Raw genomic sequence first — 22,414 nt, 5'->3', positions numbered from 1 at the left:
CCTTATAAAATAAACTGTGTTTTGCCCGCGAACACGCGGGCCTGATTAACGAGATTTGGCGTGTCGCGCCAGTTGATGCGATTGCGATCGGAGATGTCGCGCTCAACAATTAAATTGTTAACGTAGATGTCAAACCCTTCGGCCCAGCCGCGTGATTCAAAATCACGATAAAGCGCAATTAATGTGGCTTTAACTAACTTGGGCGTTACGATCGCTTGGCCTGCGCCGTAATTTGTGCCGTCATCGGCTAACTTATGGCGAGGGTAGTTTTGCGCGATGGTTGCGCGTTGTTCGTAGCGTATACGCTCTAGGGTTTCTGGCGTATTGATATCTAAGTACGACGCATCAGGTAAACCTGACGCATTGGTCTGATACGTTGTGATTTGACGCTCAATACGACACGTACCATCCGGATCGACTTTGTACGTTGCGATCCCGTCATACAATAACGAGTCGCGTTCGGCGCGAATCCAACGGTCAGCCTTGGGCGGCAACATACCGACCAGCTTTAATGTTTGCAGCGGACGTGCTGGATCAATCGCTAAATTAAATGCAGCAACTGCACCGTTAATTGCTGCGCATTCGTAAATAGGTGTTACTGCGCCGTTGGTGCCCAGTACAGATAAATGCGGGCTGTTATGACCTTCGCCAAATGTTGCGGTAGCAGACAAGGTGCCGCTGTATGCTGCGAATGCACGCGCACCTTGTTGCACGAGCGGGCCGTAGCGATTATCTAACTCGGTTTTAAGCGCTAATAAATTCGCAGTGTCTGTGTATGGGTTGACGATCCAGTTGTACCAAACGTCACCCATCGCATCGATGGCAGTCGTTACGTCCGGGTTGCCTGCGCCGCCGGTTAAATTAACAAACGTAATTGCTAGGCCGTCGGGTTGGGCTTCGTCGTAGTAAGAGGCGTGCAATTGCAGGCCGTTAAATACTTCGCCTTTATGACGTGCGGTGACGGTGACGACTCCGGCAGCGGCGGCGGCAGTTACTGGCAAATACGTTGCGGCGTTAATTGCGGCGGCGATGTTTGTCGCGACATCTGCAATTGCGTCGTCTGATGCGATACCTACCGACACAGATTCACCACCGACGTACACATATAATGTGCCTGCGGTTGTTGGTGCAGCGGTGACAGTAATTGTGCCAGCGGCAGCGGTGCCAGCGGCATTGTCATCTAACGCAATTACGTACACCGGCGTTGTTGCGTTGGCTGTTAAAAACTTGCTGCACATTTTATGCAGCATTGAGCCAAGGCCGAAATATTTAGACGCTTGCGCAGGATCGGTCACGCGAGTCGGTATACCTTCGGCAACTGTGCCGGTGGTTAAGCGCTGACCGTAAATTACGGCTTTAAATTCAGTGGATGTTGCACCGGCTAACTCATTATTAAATTCGATATACGTGCCAGGTGTGCGAAGCGCTGGGATAGCGTCAAATGAAATAGGCATTATTTAAGCTCCTTTTTAGCAGCAACTTTGGTGTCAGACTTACCGGCATTAATATCAATTAAATCGCCATCTTTAATGCGGCGGCGATAAAACGAATTGTTTGGGACTTCTTCGCCTGCGGCGGCAATGTGTTTGCCGTTTTCGATACGGCGGACGTTAACGCCTTCGGCGGGTTTTACTTTTAGTTTGTCGCTCATTGCGCGGCCTCCAATGTGACTGCTGTTTCAATTAATGTATCGCCATCTGCGTTTTCTGCGGTGCCGCTTGCGCGTAGGAAGTCATCCAGTGCAGCCACATCGGTTGCAGATCCGAGTTTGATTTTTTGCTGCCAGGTGATCGCCCACATCGCCACGCCGTTTTTATCGATGCTCGCGGAGTAGAGGTTTTGGCTACGAATATTTATTGGATCTTCGACGACGTCGGTGCTATCCCAGTCGTTTGAGTCGGTGAGCACGAGCAATGCATTGACGATGTCTAGCACTAGGCTGTCGCGCGATTTTCCGGGCTGATCTTTGGTGACGATAAATGCGGCAAAGCTGACCGGTGCTTGTACGTCGCCACTTGAGCTTTCTTGCTTACCTGTCGCTAATGCCGCTACAAATACAGCCGGTGCGTTGGCGGCTACGCGTTTAATTTCGACAAGATCAAATCTGCCGGGGTGAGCTTCGCAGGTTTTTAATGCGGGGATCTCGGCATCGATCATGTCGACGATGGCGGTGCGCACGGTTTCGATACTCATAGCGCACCTGCTTTTAAATGTTCGTCTATTGCGGCGTCGACAAAGTCGTCGACGACGTTTTGCAGGTCACTTAAGTTGTCGTCTGAAAATCCGAGATATTGGCGGGCAGGAATTCCGGCTGGCCCTGGGGCCATGTCTTCGGTACCGCCCAAGTTATGAATGGCGGCATAAATTAAATTGGAGCCGATTTCTACGCTGTCGTCACTGGCTACGGATTCGATGCTGTCGATTAATGCACCGCTGCTTTCTAATAAACTTTGACCGCCATTGCGGGTGGCTGCGTAGTCTTCTGACCATTCTGGCCATGCGGTGCCGTCGGGGGCGGTTTTCTCTTCGCTGATGCGGCGGCGGGTTTGGGTTTCGACTTCTGCCGCAATGCCTTCGAGTAATTCACCGTGATCAATATTGCCCAGCGCTTGGATGCGGGCACCCAAGCGTTTGATCTGTGACATATTGATGTTTAGTTGCAGGCTCATAATTACTCGTTTTAAACGTTAGTTAACCGCTGTTTAAAGCAGCTTTTTGCCACGCCCAAAACGGCGCGCTTGGCTTGTTACTACGACCGCACCGTTAGAGCTTGGTGGCGGTGTTTGAATACCCAAAGACACTTCGCCGGTTGCAATGCGGCGCAACAAATACACTGCATCTTCATAGCGCTTGCGGCGCTCTTCGGTTGCGATGTCGCGATCAGCGGCAAGGCGATACATGCTGATGTCGACACACAAACGCGTTAGCACGGTTGGCACAGTCGACAGCGGTAATGCGTATTTGGCAGCAACGTAGGTGTCGATTTCTGCACTGGCATCGAGTAGCGCTTGCTCGATAACGGCGGCATCTACCACGCTGTCGTTGTCGCGATCGGCGACGATCAATAGTTGATCGTCGCCGTAGCGGTCGGCCATGTTTTGCTGCGTGGCGTAAGCCATTACTCAGCGCCTTCCATAATTGGCGTTACAACTAAACGCGGCTCGCTCATTAGCGCTGCGATTTGATCTTCTGAGAGATCGTCCATCGCGATGAGCGTTGGTTGTTGCGTAAACGCGAAGCCAGCGCGACGGAATGACGGGACGCCTTTGACCGTTGCTACTTCGATGAAGTCGGGCGTTACTTGCTCTGCTGCTTCTGCTTCTGCGTCTGCCTTGGCTTCTGCTTCTGCGTCTGCCTTGGCTTCTGCTTCTGCGTCTGCCTTGGCTTTTGCTTCTGCGTCTGCGGCTGCTTTGGCTTGAGCTTCTGCGTCTGCCTTGGCTTTTGCTTCTGCGTCTGCGGCTGCTTTGGCTTGAGCTTCTGCGTCTGCCTTGGCTTTTGCTTCTTCCGCTGCCGTTGTTTTTTTAGGAGTTGCCATACATCACCTATTTATCAATTTGTTTAAAGGTGGCCTTCCTTGGCCGTTCAGCGGCACCCTATGACGCTGATTCGTTGGTCTTCTGGTTACTTGCCTTTAAAGGCCAGCTGCCAGAATCCGTAACCTGCCGCGCCGCGAGCTTCGGCACCAAAGAGGAACATGCCGGTACGGAATACTGCATCAGACTTAATGTCGGTTTGGCTGACCATGACTGGCTTTTCGCGCTCTTGGAATACAAATGGCTTAACAGGTTTGGAGGTGTCGAGCAGATACCAGGTATCGTCATCCAACCAAGGAGCGACAACAACCTCGGCTGTGCCTTTGTACAAGTTTGGCTTGCCATCTTCTAAGCGGTCGACGGTCATTAGTGCGTTGGCGGTATCGTCCAAATTAGTTGATACCAGCAAGACATTTGGATTGACGTTAAGCGGGCGGCCTTCTTCGTCGCGCTGGCTTTTCATGGCTGTGCGCACTGCGCCGTAGGATGCAATTGCAGCGGCTTGGGTAGCGATACTTAGCGCTAAGTTATATTTATTGCTGACAGAGGTATCGCCCACTGGGTGGTCTGTATCGAAGAAATACTGGCCGTCGTGACAGATCGTCGATGTGCCTTTATTCACAGCATCAAATACCAATTCATCTGGCCATTGCTTGGCAGAGTAACCCGCACCTTGTGCCTGCGGCCCAATAAACCCGATTTGGTCGTCGGCAATTGCGTGTTTGCCGACCTCGATGGTCGCTTCGTACGGCTTGTTTTTTAAGCTGTACTTATTGCTTTCCAGCGACTTAACGAATTTCTCGCCAATCCATTCGCGCATTTTAGGAAAGTTATTTAACCAGGCGTAATCTTCAACACTGGTTGTTGAGGTCACTTTCATTGCGATCTTGTCCCACAAGGACGGCGTCGCTTCGTAAGCCTTACTGAATGTTGCCTTGATATTGGTAAATATCTGACCAAGGTTCGCTATGTTGATTAGCATGATATTTCTCCGTTGCTAAATTTGATTAATGGCGGTGGGCTTACAGCACCCACACGCCTTCTGAGCTGACTTCAATCACTTTGCCCGCCGCTGAACGGGTGCTAGTGCCATCTGTTGCTGCTACGGTTTCGTCGTCGACGATGTAGCAAACCTTGCCCAAACTCGCTTGAGTGACGGCATCGGCACCAGAGTTTTTGAACAAAAAGGCTTTGCCGTGATCGATAGCGATGGATACGTCACCGGCGCTGCCTGCGCTGTTGTCGACGTGCTCGCTTGCGCGGCCCAAATACGTGAGCGTGGTTGCGGTTGCGCCTGGCACTGCGTTGCCGCTGGCATCGGCACAGACTAATGCGCCTGCGTAAATAGTTGTCGATGCCGCCACAGGAGCAGAGATGGTGTCTCCGTTGCGGTATGGCGTGTTGCGATCTGCTGTGAGTGCCATGCTGGCCTCCTGTTTAGCGGTTATTTAATGCTTTATTAAACGGCGGATAATTCTCGATTAAGCGCCGTATGTTTTTAAGTCTTCTGCGGTGTTGCCAAAGGCGTCGGCGATCTTTTGCGCTTCTGCGTTTAGTGCGGTTTTGTGTTCGCCGGGGGTTTTGCCATCCAGATCGGACGGTGCTGCAACCACAGGGGCCGACTTGGCGAACTCGCGGAATTTATCTAGGCCACCTTCGGCATTGCATGCCGTTCGATAAAATTCTTTATTCGCTGGGGCGATTTTTCCCTGGGCGACGGCGTCTTCGATGGCGGTATCGATCTCGGCATTTAGTGCGGTTTGCAGATTGTCTGTTAGCTTTTGCTCGGCGTTCATGGCGCGTTGCAATACAACTTCGTGGGTTTCTACCGGCACAAATTTACTGAGGTCTGGCTGCGCTTCGGCATTGCGAGCGGTTTGCAGGTCAGTGTTTTGCTTTTGAATAGCGGTCAGAGCTTGCTCTGGCGTGCTGATTTCAGAATTTAGAGCGGTCGCTAATGCGGCAAGAAATTGTGCGAGATCCATAGTGGATGCCTCCAAAGGTTGGTTTAGTTCGCGATTAAGGGCTGGTGTTAAAAGGTTGTGGCGATTCGTTAGGGCGACACTGCGGATGTCGTAGATGTTGCCATTGGCGTCGTAGCGGAATACCGGGGATAGATAGCGGTATTCGCGATTTTGAACCGAGGCCAAGCCGCGTGGGTTTAGCACCAAACGGCCTTCGATATGACCATTCGAGACACGGTATTCTTTGAACCAACCAGCAGCTGGGGCTTCTTCGCCCTTAGGGGCTTTTAGCTCGGTGCTGTGTTCGTAGTCGAGAGGTTGCTCGCGATTGCTAGCAACGGTGTAACCAATAACGGCGGTTGGATTTTTGTTTTGCCATTTGCGACCGTCACGGCCAAGCACTTCGCCCACGGGGATAAGTGGCACCCATTCCGGGATGGTGCCGTCTTCAGGCAATTCAAAACAAAGCGCTGTCTCTAAAGACAGGTTTGATTGCTCTGCGTTGAGCGCGATATGTAAAAGCGGGATTTGTTTTTTCATGCAGCCATAGTGCTATGACTGCGGGGGCGTGTGACGGGGGAACGTGTTCCGGTGCTCTAAATGAGGCTTATATTTAGCTTATAGAGCAGCCAGAAAAAGGCAAGCGCTGGTTATTTTAGTGGGATGAAATCGGGATCTGATTTAGTGAGTCCGCATAGTTTTTTGCATGCTGCTTTGGTGGTGAATATGCCAGGATTGTTAAAGTCCAAGCCAACTGAATAGTAGCAATGTTGGCCCGACGCATAAAATTCAGGCGGGATCTGCTTTGGGTTGCCGCTGATGACAACTTCAATTTCTGTTTGCTGTACCCAGCCAATATCCGATTGGTAAGGATAGGCATCTAACTGCTTAGCATTAATAGCTTGCACATCTGACGCGTAGCTTTTGATTGCTGGGCACTGCATCCAAAGCACATCGGCTACGTTCTCAATCATGACCTTTTGGCCGCTGGTTAAGTCTTCTGCCATGTTTATTGTGGGCAACGCTTGTTGTGTGGGTTCTCCTGCCATTGCTTGGTGCGTTGGATGACTCCATAAGCCAATGCCGATAGTAGAAGCGAGAATGAGAAGTTGGGTTCTTTTGCAACTGTTCCGTGATTGCATTATGGGTATCCTTACTTGGCTGATTTTGAATGGGTGGATTTTTCTAGAATAGGTTATTTATCATCATTCTTTATAACATTACCATCTACTGGTCGGTGTATACGATCGGTCAGATAGTGCAGGCCTAATAATGTCGACACCAGTATATTAGACACCCAGAACAGATATATAAACGCAACCACTCCTTTAACCCAAGGGATAATACTGCTACTTATATGTACTTTGGCTAGTGGAGTCAGTAAGTTTATAGCCATTCCTGATATAAACAAAACTAAACTCATAAATGCCAAATAGCCAAACAAATAACTCAAAAATCTTCTGCGCGATAAAGGAATGACTATTTCTTTTCCTCGTCTTTTACTCTTTAAAGTGGCACTTTCGCCAGCCAAGCCCTGATTTAAAACAGCCGAAGGGAATGTGGATACAGCGGCTAATGATGCTATGTAAAATCCGATTAGCATTTTCAACAACTCTACGACTTGCTCAATGAGACCATTAGAGCCAAAAGTATTTATTGACCAGTCAGTAGAAATTAGAATCATCACAACCATTCCAGAAATAGCTGTAGGCATATACCAGTCGTACCACATTTTCACAGTGCCGCGACGTATACGAATATAGTTGAGAGGCGTAAATAACTGCCTTACTCCTGGAATATTCATAATAACTTTAACATTTCGCCCATAAAAACTTCATCTATAGTGTCGGTACATTGCTCTAAAGGATAGTTCGACTTTATTAGTTCAGTCTTTGTAACTGCACTGGAAGCTATATCATCCACAGTGGTTCCCATTACAACCGTGCGACTTTTCCCTTCTTTTTTTCTATATCGAATTTTAAAGTCAGTATAGCCTTTTCTTTTAGCCTTTTCTTTTAGGTCGTTTATTGTCCCCCACCAAGATTCGGCAACTTTCTTTTTAGTAACGGATATTTTTACAGTTCTAACCTTTTCGACGAAAAAATTATCTTCGTCGAACTCACCGTGCCCTTTAGGAATACTTTGCACTAGCTCAATACCATCAATAATTCCTTCTTCGATTTCCTTAGAGAAATCAACAGATGGTTCGTCTTCTAATGAGGCCATTGGTTCATAATTTTTCAAGGAATTATTTGCCGTCTCATCTGCAAACTGAAATAGATCTTTTGATACGGCTTTAATCATAAACCGAAAGAATGGCCCAATATTGGATCGCCCCAATCCTGGGACCTGTTCGATAAGCAATTGATACGACCCATCTTCTTCCGGTTCTCGCTTGATAACTACGTGTCCGGAAACAGCGATACCTTCACCTTTAAGTCTATTAACTTTACGTAACTCGTAGGTTTCCATATTGATAAAAGATGGATCTGTTGCGTTCGTGTCGGCATATTGAATGAGCATTTCTACATGATTTTCACGTACATACATTTCAGCGATGCGAAGCGATGCCGTCTCCTTATTCATCATCTTGATTGCTTCGCCTTCATTCACGACGCCTAGCAGATTGTGAATGACATCATTTAGGATAAATATTGGTGCGTGTTCCGGCCTGGTGTTTATTCGTAAGGCGTGAAATAGAACCCATCTTTCATATGGATCAAGCATCGTTCGATTCCCTTCTGTTTGTATCGTCAGTATATAAGACGATTTATACATATGAGAAAGGTATAGACAATGGCCCAAAGGACATAAATGACTAAATTAGTCGCCATGAGCTTACAAACCTCACGTGATGGCGTTTAAACCATGTTTAAAACTTCCACCACTCGCCTTGGCATCACAGACCCATACCAATGCCGCACCTCGTCAGTTTTCAATCAGTAGGCGGCTATACAGGCTTTCTGGCTGCGGGGCTTATTCGGGGATGGGTAGCGGCTTTGGCTCTGACAGGTTTTCATACGCAGACCAGATGTCTGCAAAGTAGCGCTGTTCGCTTTTGTCTGCTTGCTCTTGCAATGCTTCGAGCTGTTGCTCGGCATCTTGGGGCAGCGGATCTGTGCTGATGATTTGCATGGCTTTGTCTAGTGCTTCGCTCATGGGTTACGTTTGCCTTTATTGTATTGCCAGCCTATGGCGTTATCGACCATGCGGTCGAAGTATTCGGCCACTTCTAAATTCCAGCCTGCGAGTGCATCGCGGTCTATCACCCAAGCGGTAAAGTGCTCAGCGTGCCACTCGTGGTTATTCGTGTTTGCGTAACGTGTTAAGTATGTGTCTTTTAACGCGCCTGGCACTCTTGGCGTGCCCGCCCAAAAATGTACCTGATGCCCTAGCTCGTGCAGCCATGTTATGACTTGCCCAGGGCTTTTTGCTGCGGCTGTTTTTTCGTAAGTCTCGGTGATAGTCCAACGTTTAAGTAATGGCTCGGAAACTGATGCAGCAGTTCGCTCTGTTTCAATTGCTAAAGATACACTCTTTTTCATAGCATCTATATCTGTCTTTAGCAAGTTATCTGTCGCTTTAACCTTAACAACAACGTGCTCGCCTTGCTGATAAGTAAAGCCGTTAACTTGACTGACCTTGCGCGTATTGTACGCACCCCACGCATTGTCTAACCCTAAAAATTTACCCACCTTATCTTTAAGAGCATAGGCGGTTTTGCCGGTGCCCATTTCTGTTTGCTTGATCATTAATGTTTTGATTGGGCGACGGTTTAAAAACTCTGCAACCTTGGCCACTTGCACTTGTGAGTTTGGCAGCTCACTTAGCACTTGATCAATGCCTGCCTGTGTTACGTTTTTTGCGGTGCTAAGCACTGAGTCGGGCGGCAATGTTGGCGATGCTTTTGGCGCTGGCTTTTGGGCTGCTTTTTTTAATTCGGCTGCTGATCGGTCTGCATTATCCGCCAGCGCTTTAGCGCGGTGCATGCCGGGGTTGTAGTCCCAGCCGGGGTCGATGCCAATGGGCACTTGCAGTGCTTCACCGGTGCGGTCGTTGATCCATTCTTTTTTGGTAATGCGCGGCGCGGTTGTTGTGTATTTGCCGGTATCGACGAGCTTGTCGTATTCGCGTTGGTTGATTTGGCGCACGCGGCATTTGCAGCCCCAGCCGTTAGGCGGGTAATGCGTTTGCCAGAACGGATCGTCGGCGCGCAGGATGATGCCAGCCCATGCGACGTGCTGGGCGCGGTGGTTTTCTGATGGGCCTAGTTCATAAACTAGGTACGGGTGTGTTTTTTTGCGGCGCTCTATGCGCTCCCACTGGCCTGCGGCGCGGGCCACTTTCATGTTCGTTGCGTAGATCTTTTTAAGGCGACGCGGGCTGCCAAGTTGAGCATTGATAACTTCGCCTGTCGTTGGGTCGACTACATCAGCACGGCCCCACCAACCGAGTTTTTGCAATGTGGGGGTTAGCTCTTTGCGAAACTGTTCTAGGGTTTTGCCCTCCGCTAGGGCTTGGTCTAGCGCCTCGCGGATGGTTGTGAGCACATCCATGCGCATGGCTTTGGCGACGGTAAAGGCTTGGGCGTGTTCTTCTGCCCAGACTTCGCGGTAGTCGAATGATGGCTTTAAACCTTTGGCGCGAAACCACGCTAGGACGGCTTCGGGCGGGTTGGCGGGGAAACGGTAGTCGGGCATTAGCGGTGTGACTTATGACGTAATTTATTAATACGCTGGTTGCGCTGCCGCTTAGCTAAACGCTGGGCTTTACGTATTCCTGTCGGTCCTTTGCTTGATATCAGAAAGCTGCCTTGGCTGTACATGACAGGTAGGCGAAAATCTTCTTTAGTTGCTAGTGCAATTAATATTGCGGCTTCGTTCATATACATTAGCTTTGCTCTCCGTCGGTTTCGCCTTCGCCTAGACCGCGTGCCAGGAACATTAGCCGCGCTAGGTTTTTAACGAGCTTGGTGTCGGCCATATCTTCGAGAAGATCTTCTAAGCCGTCTGCAAATTCTTCGGGTGTTGAGACGCTGTCTAACAGTTCTTTAATGGGGTTTAAAAGCGGGTTCATTTGTTGTTGCCAGCCTTCTAGCCCTTCGTCTTCGAGATCATCCAACACGCTTGGCAGCTCGCGATTGTGCGCGGTGTGCAGCGCTTGGGTGCAAGCATGGCAGCCACACGACTGTTGCTGGTTGAGTGCGGTTTGGTTTGGCTGTGGTTGCTCTGGTGCTGTTGGAGCAGTGGCAACGGCTAGCACTTCGGCACCGGCTGCGGGATCTGGCACGCCAAGGCGATCGCGCATGACGGATGTTTCGACTGTAAAACCGAATGGGAGCAGCTTCACGACGTTGTCGACGAGTGCGCTGGTGTCTTCTTGGTCTTCTGCCGTGATCATGATGCGCGGGTAGTTTTCTTGCGGTCCGAAGTTAAGATCGATGAATGAGCGTACCAGGTATTTGTTGAGTGTGTTGCTGAGCTGGCGTGCGTCGGACTCTAAAATATCCTGGCGAACTTCGTCTTGCGAGTCTGAGTTGCCTAACGCGCCTGGTGTGCCGTCTGCTGATGCGGTTTGGCCGAGCACAGCTTTTGAGATTTGTTTGTCTAAATACTCGGCTAGGTTTTTGAAGAGATCGGCACCGCCAGTGCTGTTGCCTGCGGCTTCGAACTCGATGCGCATGGATTCGGGGATGACGGCGGCGGCATCGGTGCCTATGTTGGCCACGGCATTAATAAGGGTGTTGATGTCTTCGGTGGTTGCGCCGGTGCCGTACTTGCCAACGCGCAGCGGCATGCCAAAGACTTCTGCAAATGACATCCAATCTGTGATTGTGTATGCCTTGCACATGTAGGCTACGGCTGCTAAACGCGCTAGACCACCACGGATCGGCAAGCCTGACTTTAAGCGCGGGCGGTGAATAATAAAACGATGCGGTGGCAGCGCTTTGCCGTTGTAGGTGTCTTCTTCATCTATTAACCGCAGCTGACGGCCTTGTACACGGTCGTACATAAAGAAGCGCGGATCTCTCCAGACGTAGCCTTCTACCTCATGCCATTCGCCGTCTACTAACTCGTTGCGATCGCGGGGTGTCCAGGGCGTGCGCTTGGTATCCCAGTTCATTTCGACGACTGAATAGCCTTTTGCGATCGCGTCTAGGCAGTCGTCGGTCATGTCGCCGAATTCTGGGCGACGGATAAGATCGCGGACGGCGTCTGCTAGTTTTACGTCGGCGGCGGCGTCGCTGAATGATTCGACACTGACGGGCAAGCCCGACACAGCACGCTTGCGAGTGCCGAGCACTGAGCCATAGTGCGGGTCGCGCTCTTCCATCTCTTCGGCAAGGGTTAGGTATGCGATTGCGTCGCCTTCGTTTGCGGCGCGCAAGATTGCGCCCAGTCGTTCGGGCGTTATGTATTCGGCTTCGCTGCCCCAGTTCCACACGCTGCGCACGCCGGTAAGCGATGCGTGGGCCACTTCTTTGCTGAGGTCTGACTTTTTAAACGGCTGGCCGTTGTGATCTAAAATTGTGCTGTCTGCCATGTTTTACTCCTACAAACAGCCGCGACGAAAGCCGCCTGTTGTGCGAATGGATCGGTGACGTTGGTCGTCGTTGCGGTTCTGGTGTTTGGCGGCGCTGTGGTAGGCGAACTCTTCGACTTCCATGAGTGAGGCGTAGTAAGCAAGAAAGAGCGCGATGGCCGAGTCGCCGTGGCGTTGTTTTTTGCTGTCGGTTTTGGTGTCGGGCAGCTTGGGGATGCCCTTTATCACTTGCAAGGCACGCAGATCGGACAGGATGTCGGCATGCTGTGGGATGTGGATTTTGTCGTCTTCAAACGCAGCTTTGAACTTGGGCATGTGCTCTAAATAAAAGCCCTGGGAAAGCATGACCGATTCCATGCGGCCTTGGCCGTAGCGATATCCTGCTTGCTCGGCCATGTATTGGCCGTTACCGCGACCGTCTAACGCTCCGGCATAAAGACGTGGCAGCCGGTCGGCGATGTAGTTAAAAACTTGCTCTTGCTGTTTAAACGGTACGTTGTGCAGCTCGCATAAAAACGGCACACGGCGTATGAGATCTTGCCCCACCTGCATGGGTGAAATGACGGTCATGTCGGATGAGCGGCCAAAGTCTTCGCCCACGCAGTGATGCAGCTTTGGATCTAATACCACTAATAACGGCAGTAGGTTTTGCTCGCACCAGTCGTTCATTTCCGCTTCGCGGATGTGCTCTGGCCATTGGTTAAACTCGGTCGTGCCACGATATTGCACGACGGTATATTCTGGGCGCATGCGCGCTTCGATTAGGATGCGCGGCAGGTACGCGCCGCCGCCTGACTTGGGCACGCAATAGTATTCTTCTAGGGCGTCTTCTTCGGTGGCGGTGTCTTTGAGCAGGCCAGCTTTCCAGTCTTCTTCTGCTTCGATACTCCACTGCTTGCCGGTGCGTTCGCAAATGCGCTGGTATAAGCCTTCGCGGCAGGCGTCGTCTAGTGTGATGCGATGCACGCTGTAGCGTTTTTTACCTGCACGGCTGTCGTTTATTAGCTCGTTAAAGATGCTTTCGTCGCCGTTGTGCGTGCTGATTAAACGCACTTTAGCGCCCCACATGGTGAGTGCGAGTGCAGCTTTTAATACTTCGGCTAGGCGCTCATGGAACGCGGCCTCATCGATGGTGACATTGCCTTGCATACCACGCAGGTTGGATGGGTTGGACGACAGCGCCTGCACTTTATAGCCGCTGTCGAAGTAGACGACAAAAGTTAGGATGTCTTTGTCTTCGTCTGTGAATACTTCTTCGCTGATTTCGGTCGCGACTTTGTCGAATGCTTTTGCCCACATGGCCACGGCGTCGATAAATTCGCGGGCCATTTCTTTGTTAGAGCCAACGTAAAAATGGTTGGTACCGCCTGCGGATTTAGCGGCGCTCGCGGTTAAGGTGGCGTCGGCGGCTTCGGCCCAGGTTAAACCTGTGCGTCGTGATTTCTCTGCAATTTTTAACGGCGATTCATCAGCCACCCAGCGTTTTTGATAGCCGAGTAGCAGCTCGTTTGAGTTGTAGGGAATAAGCTCAGGCAGCTGCATTACGCGATCCCCAGTATTTCGTTTTTGATGGTGCGGATGGCTTCGCGGCTTAAGCCTGCACCTTTGGCAACTTCTTCTGCTTTGTTGGCGGCTTGCTCGGCAAAGGCTTTGCGAATTTCTTTTTCATTTTTGATGCTGTCCATGCGGGTTTTTTCTAGGCGTTGGACGGTTAAGGCGAGGTCTTTTAGCAAGCCAAGTGATGCCGGTTCATCGTCTTCGCTGGCGGTTGCTGCTAATTCAAACGCCATTGTTTGGGTCATTTGGATGAGCAATTTGCCGATATCACCTGTTGGGGCTTCGCCCAATTTGGACACCCACGCGTTAGCGATGGAGTTGGTTTCTTGCATCTTTTTGCCGATGGCCGCCATGCGTGTTGCGTAGCGATTTAATCCGCTGCGGCTGATCTTGTCTTCGTCTGCGCCTATGGCTTCGAGCTGTGTATTAACTTCGTCGAGTATGTCTTGCTGTGTGTATTGCTGATCGCGCAACATGGCGTTTAACAGCGATTTAACCGCGTCGGGTAGCTGCTCTATTTTTGATCCACGACCACGAGTGGTTTTAGTCATATCAAGCTCCTGGGCGTGGAGTTGCTACGCCTGGCACGCTGGCTGAACCTTCGGCAACATCAAAACCGCGACTTGTTATTTTTACAACGTCGGTGCTTAAGATGGTTTCGACTTCGAGCAGCTCCATTTCTGCCAGCCAGTAAAGGTGCGATTTCACTTTGTCGCGGCTGATGTGATGCCCCCAGATGCCTAGCATTTTATGCAGCATAGAGTCGTTGGACTTTCCGCCGGGCGCTTCTTTTAACGAGCGCAATATGACTAGGCGCTGATCTTCGGTGACGATATCGTTGTAGCTCATTTCTTATCTCCGCTGATCAAATGACGATTGATCAAAAGCAAGGTGTTATTCATTTGTTTTAATTCACCTTCAACTGATGTTAATCGCTGTGCTGTTTCGTTAACTCGGTTGTGTATGTCACCCATATCGCTATGACCGGGCATGTGCTCTAGATTGGTTTCAATGCGCGTTGAACGTGTTGCGACATCTTCGATTTCTTTGCCAAGGTCTTCTAATTCTTCGGCCATTTCTTTACGTAATGTTTCTATCGCCGATGCGTTGGCTTTTTGTTTATTCGTGAGTACGACGTAAATAAACATGGCTAATGTGATCAGCCCTTGTGCAACCTGATACCAAAATGTGAGCGCTTTGTAGTCCATAGCTTCTAGCATCAGCATTTATCCCGTAGCTCTGATAACTGTTGGCAGTCGATGCAGCGCGCCGCGTTGGGTTTGGCTGCTAGTCGTTGCCTGCTAACTTCATCGCCGCAGTCGATACACCAGACTGTGCCGTCCTCGTCGATGTCTTGCGGTGGCTCTTTGGCTTTCAGTTTTTGCGCGTTTAACGCGTTATCGCGCTGAAAAATTTCCAGGTCTTTTGCGCGGTCTAAATCGTCCATTAATGCTGTCCATGTGTGCTGGTAATAATGGTTTCTAGTTGTTCTGCATACTGACGCCGCAAGCGGTTGCGCTCGGCTAATTTGCTATATGTTTCGGCGCTTAGGCATTGCAGTTCGTCTGCGCTGATAGCCGGTAGCAGCGGACGCTCTGGCAGTAGCAACGGTAAGATCTGGTATTGCACGCGCTGCGATGTGCAGCCGGTGCTACCAGTTGCTATCAAGGTGGCTACGATCGCCATCAGCAATTTGCTGCGCTTCATCGCGTTGCTCCTGTTTGTGTTGCTTGGCTTGGTCGGCTTGGGCTTGCTGCAATGCCGTGTTGTGATCGACAACGACATTGGCAGCGGCGGCTTGCTGTTCGGCTTTATCGGCCTTGGCTTTTTGTTGTTGCGCACGCCCGCGAAAAAGCAGCGCTAAGAAACCAAGCGCAACGGCAAATGCCGCTGTTAGTTTTGTTAATACGCTATTCATTGGGTCGCCTCTGGTTTGCGCTTTTCTGTCCATTCTCGGCCTAGCCAAATGGCGAGCACGGCGGTAACTGCGCTGCCAAAATCCATTGCGCTCATTTCGTGCATGGTGCCGAGCGGCCCAAGTGTCATACCTGCAATCAGAAATTTAATGAGCAACGCAACCCACGAAACACTGACGAAAAATAGCGTGGTCGATTGCTTGCCGCGTGCGTCGCAGAGCTTAATCATTTGTTTAACCTGTTCCAGGCTGCGGCCATATCAACCGATAAAATGCCGTCTATATAAACCGTTTTTGGCTTACCGATAGCGCGAGGGACTTTGATTGCGGTTAATGTTTGCAGGCGCGGAGTGTTGAGATTGCGAGGCACGGATGCATGCACCCATTCGCCAAACTCGTGAATGATTTGATCGTAATTGGTTAGGTTTGCTGCGCACCAGTTTGCGACCTGCAACGGCGTGTGATCGGTGACTGTGATGTCTGCGGCTTCGCCCTTGGTATGCTGTGAATTAGCAGCGCCGTCCATTTTTTTGTTGAGCTGAGCACAGCGATAGCCTGAGCTGATGTAAACCGGCCCCAGCGCATTGCGGATTGGCTGCAATACGTCGCGACATAGACGCACGACGTTTAGGTATTCCATACTGCCAATTTTTATGCTGTTATCTATACCGAAACGCGCCGCAGTTTGCGAGCGCGTGAATTCGTCTAGATAAAAGTTATCGCTGAGTTTGATACGCATTACATGGCCCGCCCCTCTGTCGATTTGATTGATCTGCTAAGTGATCGTTTTCAGAATCTAAAGAGTACGTTTGCGGGTTGTAATTTAGGCGGGGGAACGTGTTCCGGCGGGGTGTGTTTTGCTAAATAAACAATAACACAGTGCTGGTGTTGGGCGCTATTGGGGGATTGAGGGTTAAGTTTTTATACCCACAGACTCTGCAAGCTCTTCAAGAACTTCTTTGAAATCTTCATATACTTGCGCAGCTTTCTCGAATATCTTTTCTAGTTCTTCATCTGGCATTTGCGTAGATTGAGAATACCCAGTAACAAAGTATTCCAATCCCTCATCTTTTATTGCTTGTGCAACTTCGGCTCTATCTTTGAATTTCCAATTATTCATGTGGTTACCTATTAATTTAATTGATCGGTTCGTGGAAGTTATACATATTATGCCGCTTTTCGTTTTCTTGGCTTTGGTGGCTCTGGCGGGCTATCCGGTACAAATTCTCGTAGTGAATGCTTTTGGCAACGTGGACAGCGAAAATCCAGCCGTGCGGCGTCAATTTCGGCCTGATGCATCAGGTAGCCGCAGCTTGGGCATTTGCGAATCTCTATTCCCGGTGGCAGTTTTGTAATATCGGCCATCGCGTATCCTCAAAGGTGAGCAATTATATTTTTAGAGTGTTCTGGAGCTGATCCCAGAATAGCGCGTCGGTGTCAGATATGTTTTTGGCCCTTTGCCTGCTGTCATACCCCAGCCCGTATCAGCCTACGGATTCCACTCTAAAAATATAACCACTAAAGTTAATCAAACAATCCTATCTGACTTGTATTGATGCCGTCACGTTCTTCTACGCGGCGTCGCAGCTTTCTGATCCCGCGTTCGGTGTAGCCATACTGTCTTGCTAGTTCTGAGTTGCTGGCATCGCTGTTTGCAATTTGATGTTCTTTAACTGCATTGAGCGCGGCGGCACATCTTGAGATCTCTATTTCTTCGCCGCCGTAGTACGCAATCAATTTGGCGGCAGGATCGGTGCCGATGAGTTTGCATAGCCAATGGTCTGGCTTGTAGATCTTAGGCACAAATAAACGGACACCGCCGCGCTCTTCAACGATTGCGAGTGCAGCCTGTAATCCGACAACGTCGATTAATTCGCGTATCGATTCGGGCAGTAGCTGTGTGTCGTATTGATGTGCCATGTGTTTACCTGCTGTTATTTCGTTTGTTGCTTGGGCTTGCGTTGTGACCATTGTTTAAGCTGCTCTAGCAGCTGATTGCATTCGGCGTGGCCGTCTAACCATTGCAGCGAGTCGATCGGCGGAGCGGCTCGCTTGTCGAGCTGGCCCTGCACCCAATGCAGCAATGCGGCTTCGCTGCTGTCGCGGATCAATCCGCGCTGTTGCATCGTGATCCAGATCGCTCGCATTTTATCGACGCGGGTGCCTTTGGATTTGGGCGACAACGCTTTTTTGCCTGGGCGTGGTTTTGTCGATTTAAAGCCGCGATCTTTAAATGCTTGCAGCGCTTTGTTGAGATCGATGATGCCCATGTCTTTGCAACTGGTTTTGCCCGTCGCGCTTTTCAGCAGGGCGCGATAGGTGTCGTCGTCCATGTTTAATTGGCTTTTGGCGATGTGGATTTGTGCTTTTAAATTAGCCATGTTTTTAAACCTGTTTTAAATGATCGATCAATAACACACTCACAACACGAGACCTCGTGCCTCGGCTAGTGTGCGAGGCGTTAGTTGTCTGTGCTCATGGCAACATCGACAGCTTTATCTAAATCAATACCATTGATTACAATGTTTTCCGGCGTCTGTCCCACAAACAATCCGCGCAGCTCTATCTGATTAATATCTCGATCTCTCAGCCAGCGGTAGCGAGCTGCATCATCACTGCATCCCCTTCGTGTCTCCTGCTCATGCACAGCGGCTGCTAAATTTGCATCATTCCATTGCTTGGTTAAAGTTGTGATTGGGCAGTTTTGGCCGTTAAAGTCGCTAGTAACTTGTATCTCGCGAATCAAATGATCAGGCCCATTCAGCGCCGAAAGTATTTTTCTCAGTGCTTCTGCATCTACGGTTACTTTATTCATAATTTTCCTCACTATTAAGCTAAAGATCGACAGCTAACAAAGCATTCAATTTTGACTCCGCTTCGCTACGCAAATTAATGCGCGGTTATTCGTGTTCGGTGATTTCCGAACACTTAAACGTTTTTTTGCCAACATAGAACGACCCTTGACGCTCGCACTCTGTAGCTATTGTCGAATGTGCCCACTCCCAGCCTATCCATACGCCGAAAACCAGCATTAACAATGCGAAGAACATTTTCATCACCTCTCCGAATAACAAACATTTGAATCGTGGACTGTCGCTACGCTCCAGCCCATTAAAACTAGGGTTATTCGTATGCAGCATCAGCACAGCTTTGTGCTATCGGTTCACTGCATGATTCACATCTAAAAATATCGTACTCGCGGCCATCGTCAGTTAATGGTTGGTCGGTGTAGATGACCTGTTTACGATCCTTTCTGAATGTTCCTTTTGAATCCGCATTTGTGCGGACTGTTATTTTTTTACCGCACTTACATTCTGTATTTATGATGGCCATTAATTATCGCCTCGCTGATTTTTATCTATCTCGCCAACCTTAAATACCAACCGCCCAAGCTCTGTGTCTGTGTACGTGATAGCGCAATCGCAGCAACAATCAAACTGTCGCTGTGGTGGCTGCTCTATTCGCGTGACGGTGTTGGTCGCGATGTTGTTGCAGTCATCGATCATGCAAACCATGCCGCTCATATCCCTACCCACACACAGAAGGTGACGACGAGTAGCGCAGTGATGCAGGCGGTGCCTTGTATGGTGAAGTAGTTCATAGCGCTACCTCTTCCAACGCTGCTAACTTCGCTTGCATTTTTTCCGACAGTTCAATGCCTTCGATTTTTTTAAACTGGCGAACTAACGATGCTGCGGTGTTGAAAAAAGGATCATAGCTTTCCATTACCTCATCCATCTTTGGGAAATATTCTTTGGCTTTCCGCTTGCCAAAGTTCTTTATTAACTTCGCTTTTTTGGCCGGTGGAAATATTGCCTTTGAGCGACGCCGCCAAACTTTTGTGATGATGTCTGGGCGATCCCCATCAGAGTCGAATGCATTTTTCCATTCGATCTGGCCATCGACAAACACCGCTAGTGCAGTTTTACTTTCTGAGATCGAACGGCGCTCAACAGAAATTGTGTGTTCGCCAACAATAAACTGCATTGTTGCGAATGAGCTTTTTAGCCGCTCTTGGATTTTCGCCCATTGATCTTTTGTAATTGCCATGCGTTAGCCCTCTATCTTTATGTGCAAGCCGCCTGAACGACGAAACAGATCTAGGAATGTGCATAGTCCGCTGTACTCTTTACCACTAGCAAACCAGCCTGTAGGTGGGATCCATTTCTCTAGTGCGATTGCGCAGCTTATTGCTGTTTTGTCGTCTAGTTGAATGTCATCTACCGGCGCTTGAATGATCTTTTTAAGCGGGCCTTCGACGAGCAACGAAAACGTTTTATCTGCAACGATTAGACGCTGAACGTTGCTATTTTTCGGGGTTAGTTGAATAGCCATATTTATGCCTCCACCAAAGGAATTGATTTTTCTAGCGCGGTAATTTCGCGCTCGGTGCTGTACACGGCTTGCTGTAGCTCCTCCGCTTTTAAGCGAAGGTGATTTAAATACAGTAAGCGGCCCTTGCGGCATTGATCACATGCACGGTAATTCGGCGTGCGGTCGTCGATGCCGGTGTCTTCGCAGACTTGGCAGTTTGGTTGTTTGTTAGCGGTCATAACCACCTCCCACGGCAGCGATGCTCAACGGAATTGAGCGATAGTGGTCACTGTCGTTAATGCGCTCTTGTACTGTGATGTACACTGTTTTGCCGTCGACGCTGATTGAGTCTTTGAGAGCTTCACAAGCTCGTACCCAGTCGGGATGTTTAATGTCGTATTTAAGCAGCCGCAATAGATCAGCCGTTCGCAGCGAGCCATTATTCGTCGTGCGGAATGCGCCATCGATCAGAGCGCGAATTTCGCCGTCTGTACCGGCAGTAACCTCATCTAAGTAACGCAGAAATAATTCTTTTGCGGCTTCTAGTTCTAGTCCAAATGAAATTTGGTCGGCGAATGTACGCTGTATTTTATAGCGGCCATCGAAACTGGTTATTGTGATATTGCCTTTATCGCCACCCAGCTTTAAATCGTATTTTTCTGCTGCGGTTTTAATCAGCTCTTGAATATCGTCCAATGCCATACGCTTGAATTTAACCAGCGCTGTGTGTATGTCGATTGCTTGTTTAGTAAGCGCGATCGCCGCTTGATCTTTTAGTAGATCAATCGGTTTTATATTTTCGATCAGCACTAAATCGCCACGCGAGTTTTTCATGTAGCCGTTTGGTATTTCAGTATTCATTAGTGTATTTCCTGTGCTGCTGTTTGTTTTTCGGCGTCGTACTCAGCAATGGTTTGCTCTACCGATGTCATGAGTATTGGCATCATGTGCTTGAGCAACTGAGCCAGTACTTGCGCACGGCGACTTAGCTCTTGGTCTTTTGACTTGCGCCCATCGCAGTTAATTTTGATGCCACCGTCGTCGGTTTTGCGAAACGTCAGGCTGACTTCTGGATGTGTTTGAATTGTCATTTCGCACCTCGGGTACTAAATACTTCGGTTAATTGCTGGCCGCACTGTCGCATTGAGCGCGAGCCGATTTTTAATTGTGTTTTGCAGTTGCGTGGCTGCACAGTTTGTTCGATTCGTACTGGCCCGCAGGTTGGGCACTTTGCTATCCAGATCATGTGGTGGGCCTCTTGGTTGTTTGGTTGCCTTGGTTGCACTTGAGTGTGCGTTTAAGCCGCTGCCGCTTGGCGCATGACAGGGGCTTTTGGCTTTGCTTTAACGGCTTTTAAATTGTTCTTTAATGCAGGTGCTTGCATTGCGTTTTCGGCCCACTCGCTGGCTGGCTTTTCACTAACAGCGCGGATGGCTAGCACGATGACGATTTGGATTAACAGCAATGCGAGTGCTTGCATTAAGACGATTGCAATGGTTTGCCAAGGCGTTGCGCTGGGGGCTGTTATTAATTGGCTTAATTCTGTTCGTTTGGCGTTGAGCGTGGCTTGGGTTGCGTCGATGCGTGCAGCCCAACCAACGCGGGTGCCGCTGTTGCTGTTGTATTGCGCTAACGATGATTCGAGGCTTGCTATTTCTGCGGCTATTAACTGCTGTTGCTGAGTGTTGGTTTGGGTGCTGCGTAGTTGTTCGACCACGGGCGCAGCGACTTGATATAGCGGGCCGGTCAGCGCTAGTAGGGTTGCAACAACCGCCAGTGCATTTTTAAGCGCATTTCGTTGCGACCATAGCCAAAGTGCAGCGCCTTCAATAAGCACGCTCCATAGCGCGCCATATTGGCCGGTGTGCTCTGTCCAAAACTGGATGGCGTGGATCTGCATGAGTAACATGCCGCCAATTAATAAGAGCGCGGGGAATAATTTATTAAGGCTCATGCTGCTTGCTCCTGTTTTTTAACTTTTGTTGTCCACTCCAGCAGGCAGCCGCATAGCAATGCGCGGACTCTGGTGATTCCGGCGTGACTGAATTTAGAGATATAACGGACGTCGGCATGTGCGGTTGCATCGCCGGTTTTCATGTATGCGCGACCGCCAACAATTTTAATTTCGCGTATCGCTATGCCTGCATCAATCAATCGCTGGGCGACGTCTTGCGCACAAGAAAACGCACATGCTTGCTGGTAGTTTTGTTCGTTGATTGTTAGCTGTTTTTTAGTCATGCGATTTCTCCCGATTTTTCTCTGAATTTGGGCAGTTGCCGTTGCACGAGCGGTAGAGCTGCACGCGTAATGGATTAACGGCGGATAGTTTTTCGCGCTGGTATGCGAGGCATTTATTGGTTTCGAGTTCGCCTAATACAGGGCAGTTAACCGTTTCGCCTAGGTAGGCTCCGCGCACAGCGCGTTGCAGCTTTTCGACGTTGCCGGGATACGTGCCTTTAAGTGCTAGGCTGATCATGGCGGTTGATACGCTGAGCTTTTCTGCAACCTGTCGCTGACTGGTTTTTTCGCACTGCGCACGCAGCTCTGTTAGCCAACGTGGTTCGTTGGTGTCTATCATTTTTATTTCA

General features: G+C 49.7%; 38 protein-coding genes. All 38 read right to left on the bottom strand.

All coding sequences use genetic code 11. The features are described from left to right. Positions 1-2: 2 nt before the first annotated feature. The 38 genes from TOL_RS02420 to TOL_RS02230 all read right to left on the bottom strand — a co-directional run bounded on the left by TOL_RS02420 (position 3) and on the right by TOL_RS02230 (position 22,404). Positions 3-1,454: a phage tail sheath subtilisin-like domain-containing protein gene (locus TOL_RS02420; protein ID WP_015485678.1), complete on the bottom strand. Its 1,452-nt coding sequence runs from the start codon at positions 1,452-1,454 to the stop codon at positions 3-5. After that, positions 1,454-1,651: a DUF2635 domain-containing protein gene (locus tag TOL_RS02415; protein WP_015485677.1), complete on the bottom strand. Its 198-nt coding sequence runs from the start codon at positions 1,649-1,651 to the stop codon at positions 1,454-1,456. The genes TOL_RS02420 and TOL_RS02415 overlap by 1 nt, the downstream gene beginning before the upstream one ends. Beyond that, the gene (locus TOL_RS02410; protein ID WP_015485676.1) at positions 1,648-2,193 is read right to left on the bottom strand and encodes a hypothetical protein; all 546 of its coding nucleotides are present in this window, start codon (positions 2,191-2,193) and stop codon (positions 1,648-1,650) included. The genes TOL_RS02415 and TOL_RS02410 overlap by 4 nt, the downstream gene beginning before the upstream one ends. Further along, entirely contained in the window at positions 2,190-2,669 is a 480-nt protein-coding gene (locus TOL_RS02405; RefSeq protein WP_015485675.1) for a phage virion morphogenesis protein, read from the bottom strand. The genes TOL_RS02410 and TOL_RS02405 overlap by 4 nt, the downstream gene beginning before the upstream one ends. Before the next feature lie 33 nt (positions 2,670-2,702). Continuing rightward, positions 2,703-3,119 (bottom strand): gp436 family protein, encoded by a 417-nt coding sequence (locus TOL_RS02400; RefSeq protein ID WP_015485674.1) that lies wholly within the window; start codon positions 3,117-3,119, stop codon positions 2,703-2,705. Next, on the bottom strand, positions 3,119-3,535 hold the full coding sequence (locus TOL_RS18895) for an HI1506-related protein (protein WP_015485673.1): 417 nt from the start codon (positions 3,533-3,535) through the stop codon (positions 3,119-3,121). The genes TOL_RS02400 and TOL_RS18895 overlap by 1 nt, the downstream gene beginning before the upstream one ends. An 86-nt stretch (positions 3,536-3,621) precedes the next feature. Further along, a complete protein-coding gene (locus TOL_RS02390; RefSeq protein ID WP_015485672.1) occupies positions 3,622-4,515 on the bottom strand; it encodes a Mu-like prophage major head subunit gpT family protein in 894 nt (297 codons plus the stop codon). A gap of 40 nt (positions 4,516-4,555) precedes the next feature. Next, entirely contained in the window at positions 4,556-4,957 is a 402-nt protein-coding gene (locus TOL_RS02385; RefSeq protein ID WP_015485671.1) for a hypothetical protein, read from the bottom strand. A 57-nt stretch (positions 4,958-5,014) separates the two neighbouring features. Further along, positions 5,015-6,037: a phage protease gene (locus TOL_RS02380; RefSeq protein ID WP_015485670.1), complete on the bottom strand. Its 1,023-nt coding sequence runs from the start codon at positions 6,035-6,037 to the stop codon at positions 5,015-5,017. Between the two features lie 110 nt (positions 6,038-6,147). Then, positions 6,148-6,639: a hypothetical protein gene (locus tag TOL_RS02375; RefSeq protein ID WP_015485669.1), complete on the bottom strand. Its 492-nt coding sequence runs from the start codon at positions 6,637-6,639 to the stop codon at positions 6,148-6,150. Positions 6,640-6,692: 53 nt separating this feature from the next. After that, entirely contained in the window at positions 6,693-7,301 is a 609-nt protein-coding gene (locus TOL_RS02370) for a hypothetical protein (protein WP_015485668.1), read from the bottom strand. Next, positions 7,298-8,224 carry a hypothetical protein gene (locus tag TOL_RS02365; protein ID WP_015485667.1) on the bottom strand — a complete coding sequence of 309 codons (927 nt, stop codon included), beginning with the start codon at positions 8,222-8,224 and terminating at the stop codon, positions 7,298-7,300. Before TOL_RS02365 ends, TOL_RS02370 begins: the two co-directional genes overlap by 4 nt. A gap of 249 nt (positions 8,225-8,473) precedes the next feature. Next, on the bottom strand, positions 8,474-8,656 hold the full coding sequence (locus tag TOL_RS02360) for a hypothetical protein (RefSeq protein ID WP_015485665.1): 183 nt from the start codon (positions 8,654-8,656) through the stop codon (positions 8,474-8,476). Beyond that, positions 8,653-10,197, bottom strand: coding sequence for a phage minor head protein (locus TOL_RS18640; RefSeq protein WP_015485664.1), 1,545 nt, complete (start codon positions 10,195-10,197; stop codon positions 8,653-8,655). Before TOL_RS18640 ends, TOL_RS02360 begins: the two co-directional genes overlap by 4 nt. Further along, positions 10,197-10,388 carry a hypothetical protein gene (locus TOL_RS02350; protein ID WP_015485663.1) on the bottom strand — a complete coding sequence of 64 codons (192 nt, stop codon included), beginning with the start codon at positions 10,386-10,388 and terminating at the stop codon, positions 10,197-10,199. Before TOL_RS02350 ends, TOL_RS18640 begins: the two co-directional genes overlap by 1 nt. After that, positions 10,388-12,040, bottom strand: a complete 1,653-nt coding sequence (locus tag TOL_RS02345; RefSeq protein ID WP_015485662.1) for a DUF935 domain-containing protein — start codon at positions 12,038-12,040, stop codon at positions 10,388-10,390. Before TOL_RS02345 ends, TOL_RS02350 begins: the two co-directional genes overlap by 1 nt. Before the next feature lie 9 nt (positions 12,041-12,049). Then, the gene (locus tag TOL_RS02340) at positions 12,050-13,582 is read right to left on the bottom strand and encodes a terminase large subunit domain-containing protein (RefSeq protein ID WP_015485661.1); all 1,533 of its coding nucleotides are present in this window, start codon (positions 13,580-13,582) and stop codon (positions 12,050-12,052) included. Further along, positions 13,582-14,148 (bottom strand): DUF3486 family protein, encoded by a 567-nt coding sequence (locus TOL_RS02335; RefSeq protein WP_015485660.1) that lies wholly within the window; start codon positions 14,146-14,148, stop codon positions 13,582-13,584. Before TOL_RS02335 ends, TOL_RS02340 begins: the two co-directional genes overlap by 1 nt. A gap of 1 nt (position 14,149) precedes the next feature. After that, the gene (locus tag TOL_RS02330) at positions 14,150-14,446 is read right to left on the bottom strand and encodes a VpaChn25_0724 family phage protein (protein WP_015485659.1); all 297 of its coding nucleotides are present in this window, start codon (positions 14,444-14,446) and stop codon (positions 14,150-14,152) included. Next, a complete protein-coding gene (locus tag TOL_RS02325) occupies positions 14,443-14,817 on the bottom strand; it encodes a hypothetical protein (protein WP_015485658.1) in 375 nt (124 codons plus the stop codon). Before TOL_RS02325 ends, TOL_RS02330 begins: the two co-directional genes overlap by 4 nt. Next, a complete protein-coding gene (locus TOL_RS02320; RefSeq protein ID WP_015485657.1) occupies positions 14,817-15,044 on the bottom strand; it encodes a TraR/DksA C4-type zinc finger protein in 228 nt (75 codons plus the stop codon). The genes TOL_RS02325 and TOL_RS02320 overlap by 1 nt, the downstream gene beginning before the upstream one ends. Next, positions 15,044-15,304: a hypothetical protein gene (locus TOL_RS02315; protein WP_015485656.1), complete on the bottom strand. Its 261-nt coding sequence runs from the start codon at positions 15,302-15,304 to the stop codon at positions 15,044-15,046. Before TOL_RS02315 ends, TOL_RS02320 begins: the two co-directional genes overlap by 1 nt. Next, complete coding sequence (locus TOL_RS02310; protein ID WP_015485655.1) at positions 15,249-15,515, bottom strand: hypothetical protein; 267 nt, start codon at positions 15,513-15,515, stop codon at positions 15,249-15,251. Before TOL_RS02310 ends, TOL_RS02315 begins: the two co-directional genes overlap by 56 nt. Further along, on the bottom strand, positions 15,512-15,742 hold the full coding sequence (locus TOL_RS02305; protein WP_015485654.1) for a hypothetical protein: 231 nt from the start codon (positions 15,740-15,742) through the stop codon (positions 15,512-15,514). The genes TOL_RS02310 and TOL_RS02305 overlap by 4 nt, the downstream gene beginning before the upstream one ends. Then, positions 15,739-16,251, bottom strand: a complete 513-nt coding sequence (locus tag TOL_RS02300; RefSeq protein WP_015485653.1) for a D-Ala-D-Ala carboxypeptidase family metallohydrolase — start codon at positions 16,249-16,251, stop codon at positions 15,739-15,741. The genes TOL_RS02305 and TOL_RS02300 overlap by 4 nt, the downstream gene beginning before the upstream one ends. A 174-nt stretch (positions 16,252-16,425) precedes the next feature. Beyond that, positions 16,426-16,632, bottom strand: a complete 207-nt coding sequence (locus tag TOL_RS02295; protein WP_015485652.1) for a hypothetical protein — start codon at positions 16,630-16,632, stop codon at positions 16,426-16,428. A gap of 47 nt (positions 16,633-16,679) precedes the next feature. Continuing rightward, positions 16,680-16,877 carry a hypothetical protein gene (locus tag TOL_RS18890; RefSeq protein WP_144055318.1) on the bottom strand — a complete coding sequence of 66 codons (198 nt, stop codon included), beginning with the start codon at positions 16,875-16,877 and terminating at the stop codon, positions 16,680-16,682. 159 nt (positions 16,878-17,036) lie between these two features. Then, positions 17,037-17,432 carry a Mor transcription activator family protein gene (locus tag TOL_RS02285; protein WP_015485650.1) on the bottom strand — a complete coding sequence of 132 codons (396 nt, stop codon included), beginning with the start codon at positions 17,430-17,432 and terminating at the stop codon, positions 17,037-17,039. Positions 17,433-17,446: 14 nt separating this feature from the next. Continuing rightward, the gene (locus tag TOL_RS02280) at positions 17,447-17,893 is read right to left on the bottom strand and encodes a gp16 family protein (RefSeq protein ID WP_015485649.1); all 447 of its coding nucleotides are present in this window, start codon (positions 17,891-17,893) and stop codon (positions 17,447-17,449) included. A gap of 80 nt (positions 17,894-17,973) precedes the next feature. After that, a complete protein-coding gene (locus TOL_RS02275; RefSeq protein WP_015485648.1) occupies positions 17,974-18,327 on the bottom strand; it encodes a hypothetical protein in 354 nt (117 codons plus the stop codon). Positions 18,328-19,109: 782 nt separating this feature from the next. After that, entirely contained in the window at positions 19,110-19,562 is a 453-nt protein-coding gene (locus tag TOL_RS02265) for a hypothetical protein (protein WP_015485645.1), read from the bottom strand. Positions 19,563-19,565: 3 nt separating this feature from the next. Beyond that, positions 19,566-19,847 carry a hypothetical protein gene (locus tag TOL_RS02260; protein ID WP_015485644.1) on the bottom strand — a complete coding sequence of 94 codons (282 nt, stop codon included), beginning with the start codon at positions 19,845-19,847 and terminating at the stop codon, positions 19,566-19,568. 2 nt (positions 19,848-19,849) lie between these two features. Continuing rightward, positions 19,850-20,065: a hypothetical protein gene (locus TOL_RS02255; protein WP_015485643.1), complete on the bottom strand. Its 216-nt coding sequence runs from the start codon at positions 20,063-20,065 to the stop codon at positions 19,850-19,852. Continuing rightward, the gene (locus TOL_RS02250) at positions 20,055-20,687 is read right to left on the bottom strand and encodes a DUF3164 family protein (protein WP_015485642.1); all 633 of its coding nucleotides are present in this window, start codon (positions 20,685-20,687) and stop codon (positions 20,055-20,057) included. Before TOL_RS02250 ends, TOL_RS02255 begins: the two co-directional genes overlap by 11 nt. Then, the gene (locus TOL_RS02245; RefSeq protein ID WP_015485641.1) at positions 20,687-20,917 is read right to left on the bottom strand and encodes a hypothetical protein; all 231 of its coding nucleotides are present in this window, start codon (positions 20,915-20,917) and stop codon (positions 20,687-20,689) included. The genes TOL_RS02250 and TOL_RS02245 overlap by 1 nt, the downstream gene beginning before the upstream one ends. 206 nt (positions 20,918-21,123) lie before the next feature. Beyond that, positions 21,124-21,780, bottom strand: coding sequence for a hypothetical protein (locus TOL_RS02240; protein WP_015485639.1), 657 nt, complete (start codon positions 21,778-21,780; stop codon positions 21,124-21,126). After that, entirely contained in the window at positions 21,777-22,064 is a 288-nt protein-coding gene (locus tag TOL_RS02235; RefSeq protein WP_015485638.1) for a hypothetical protein, read from the bottom strand. Before TOL_RS02235 ends, TOL_RS02240 begins: the two co-directional genes overlap by 4 nt. After that, positions 22,057-22,404, bottom strand: a complete 348-nt coding sequence (locus tag TOL_RS02230) for a hypothetical protein (RefSeq protein ID WP_041588621.1) — start codon at positions 22,402-22,404, stop codon at positions 22,057-22,059. Before TOL_RS02230 ends, TOL_RS02235 begins: the two co-directional genes overlap by 8 nt. Between the last annotated feature and the right edge of the window lie 10 nt (positions 22,405-22,414).

The organism is Thalassolituus oleivorans MIL-1, from assembly GCF_000355675.1.
Classification (GTDB): domain Bacteria; phylum Pseudomonadota; class Gammaproteobacteria; order Pseudomonadales; family Oceanobacteraceae; genus Thalassolituus; species Thalassolituus oleivorans.
This window is presented reverse-complemented; position numbering and strand designations above follow the sequence as displayed.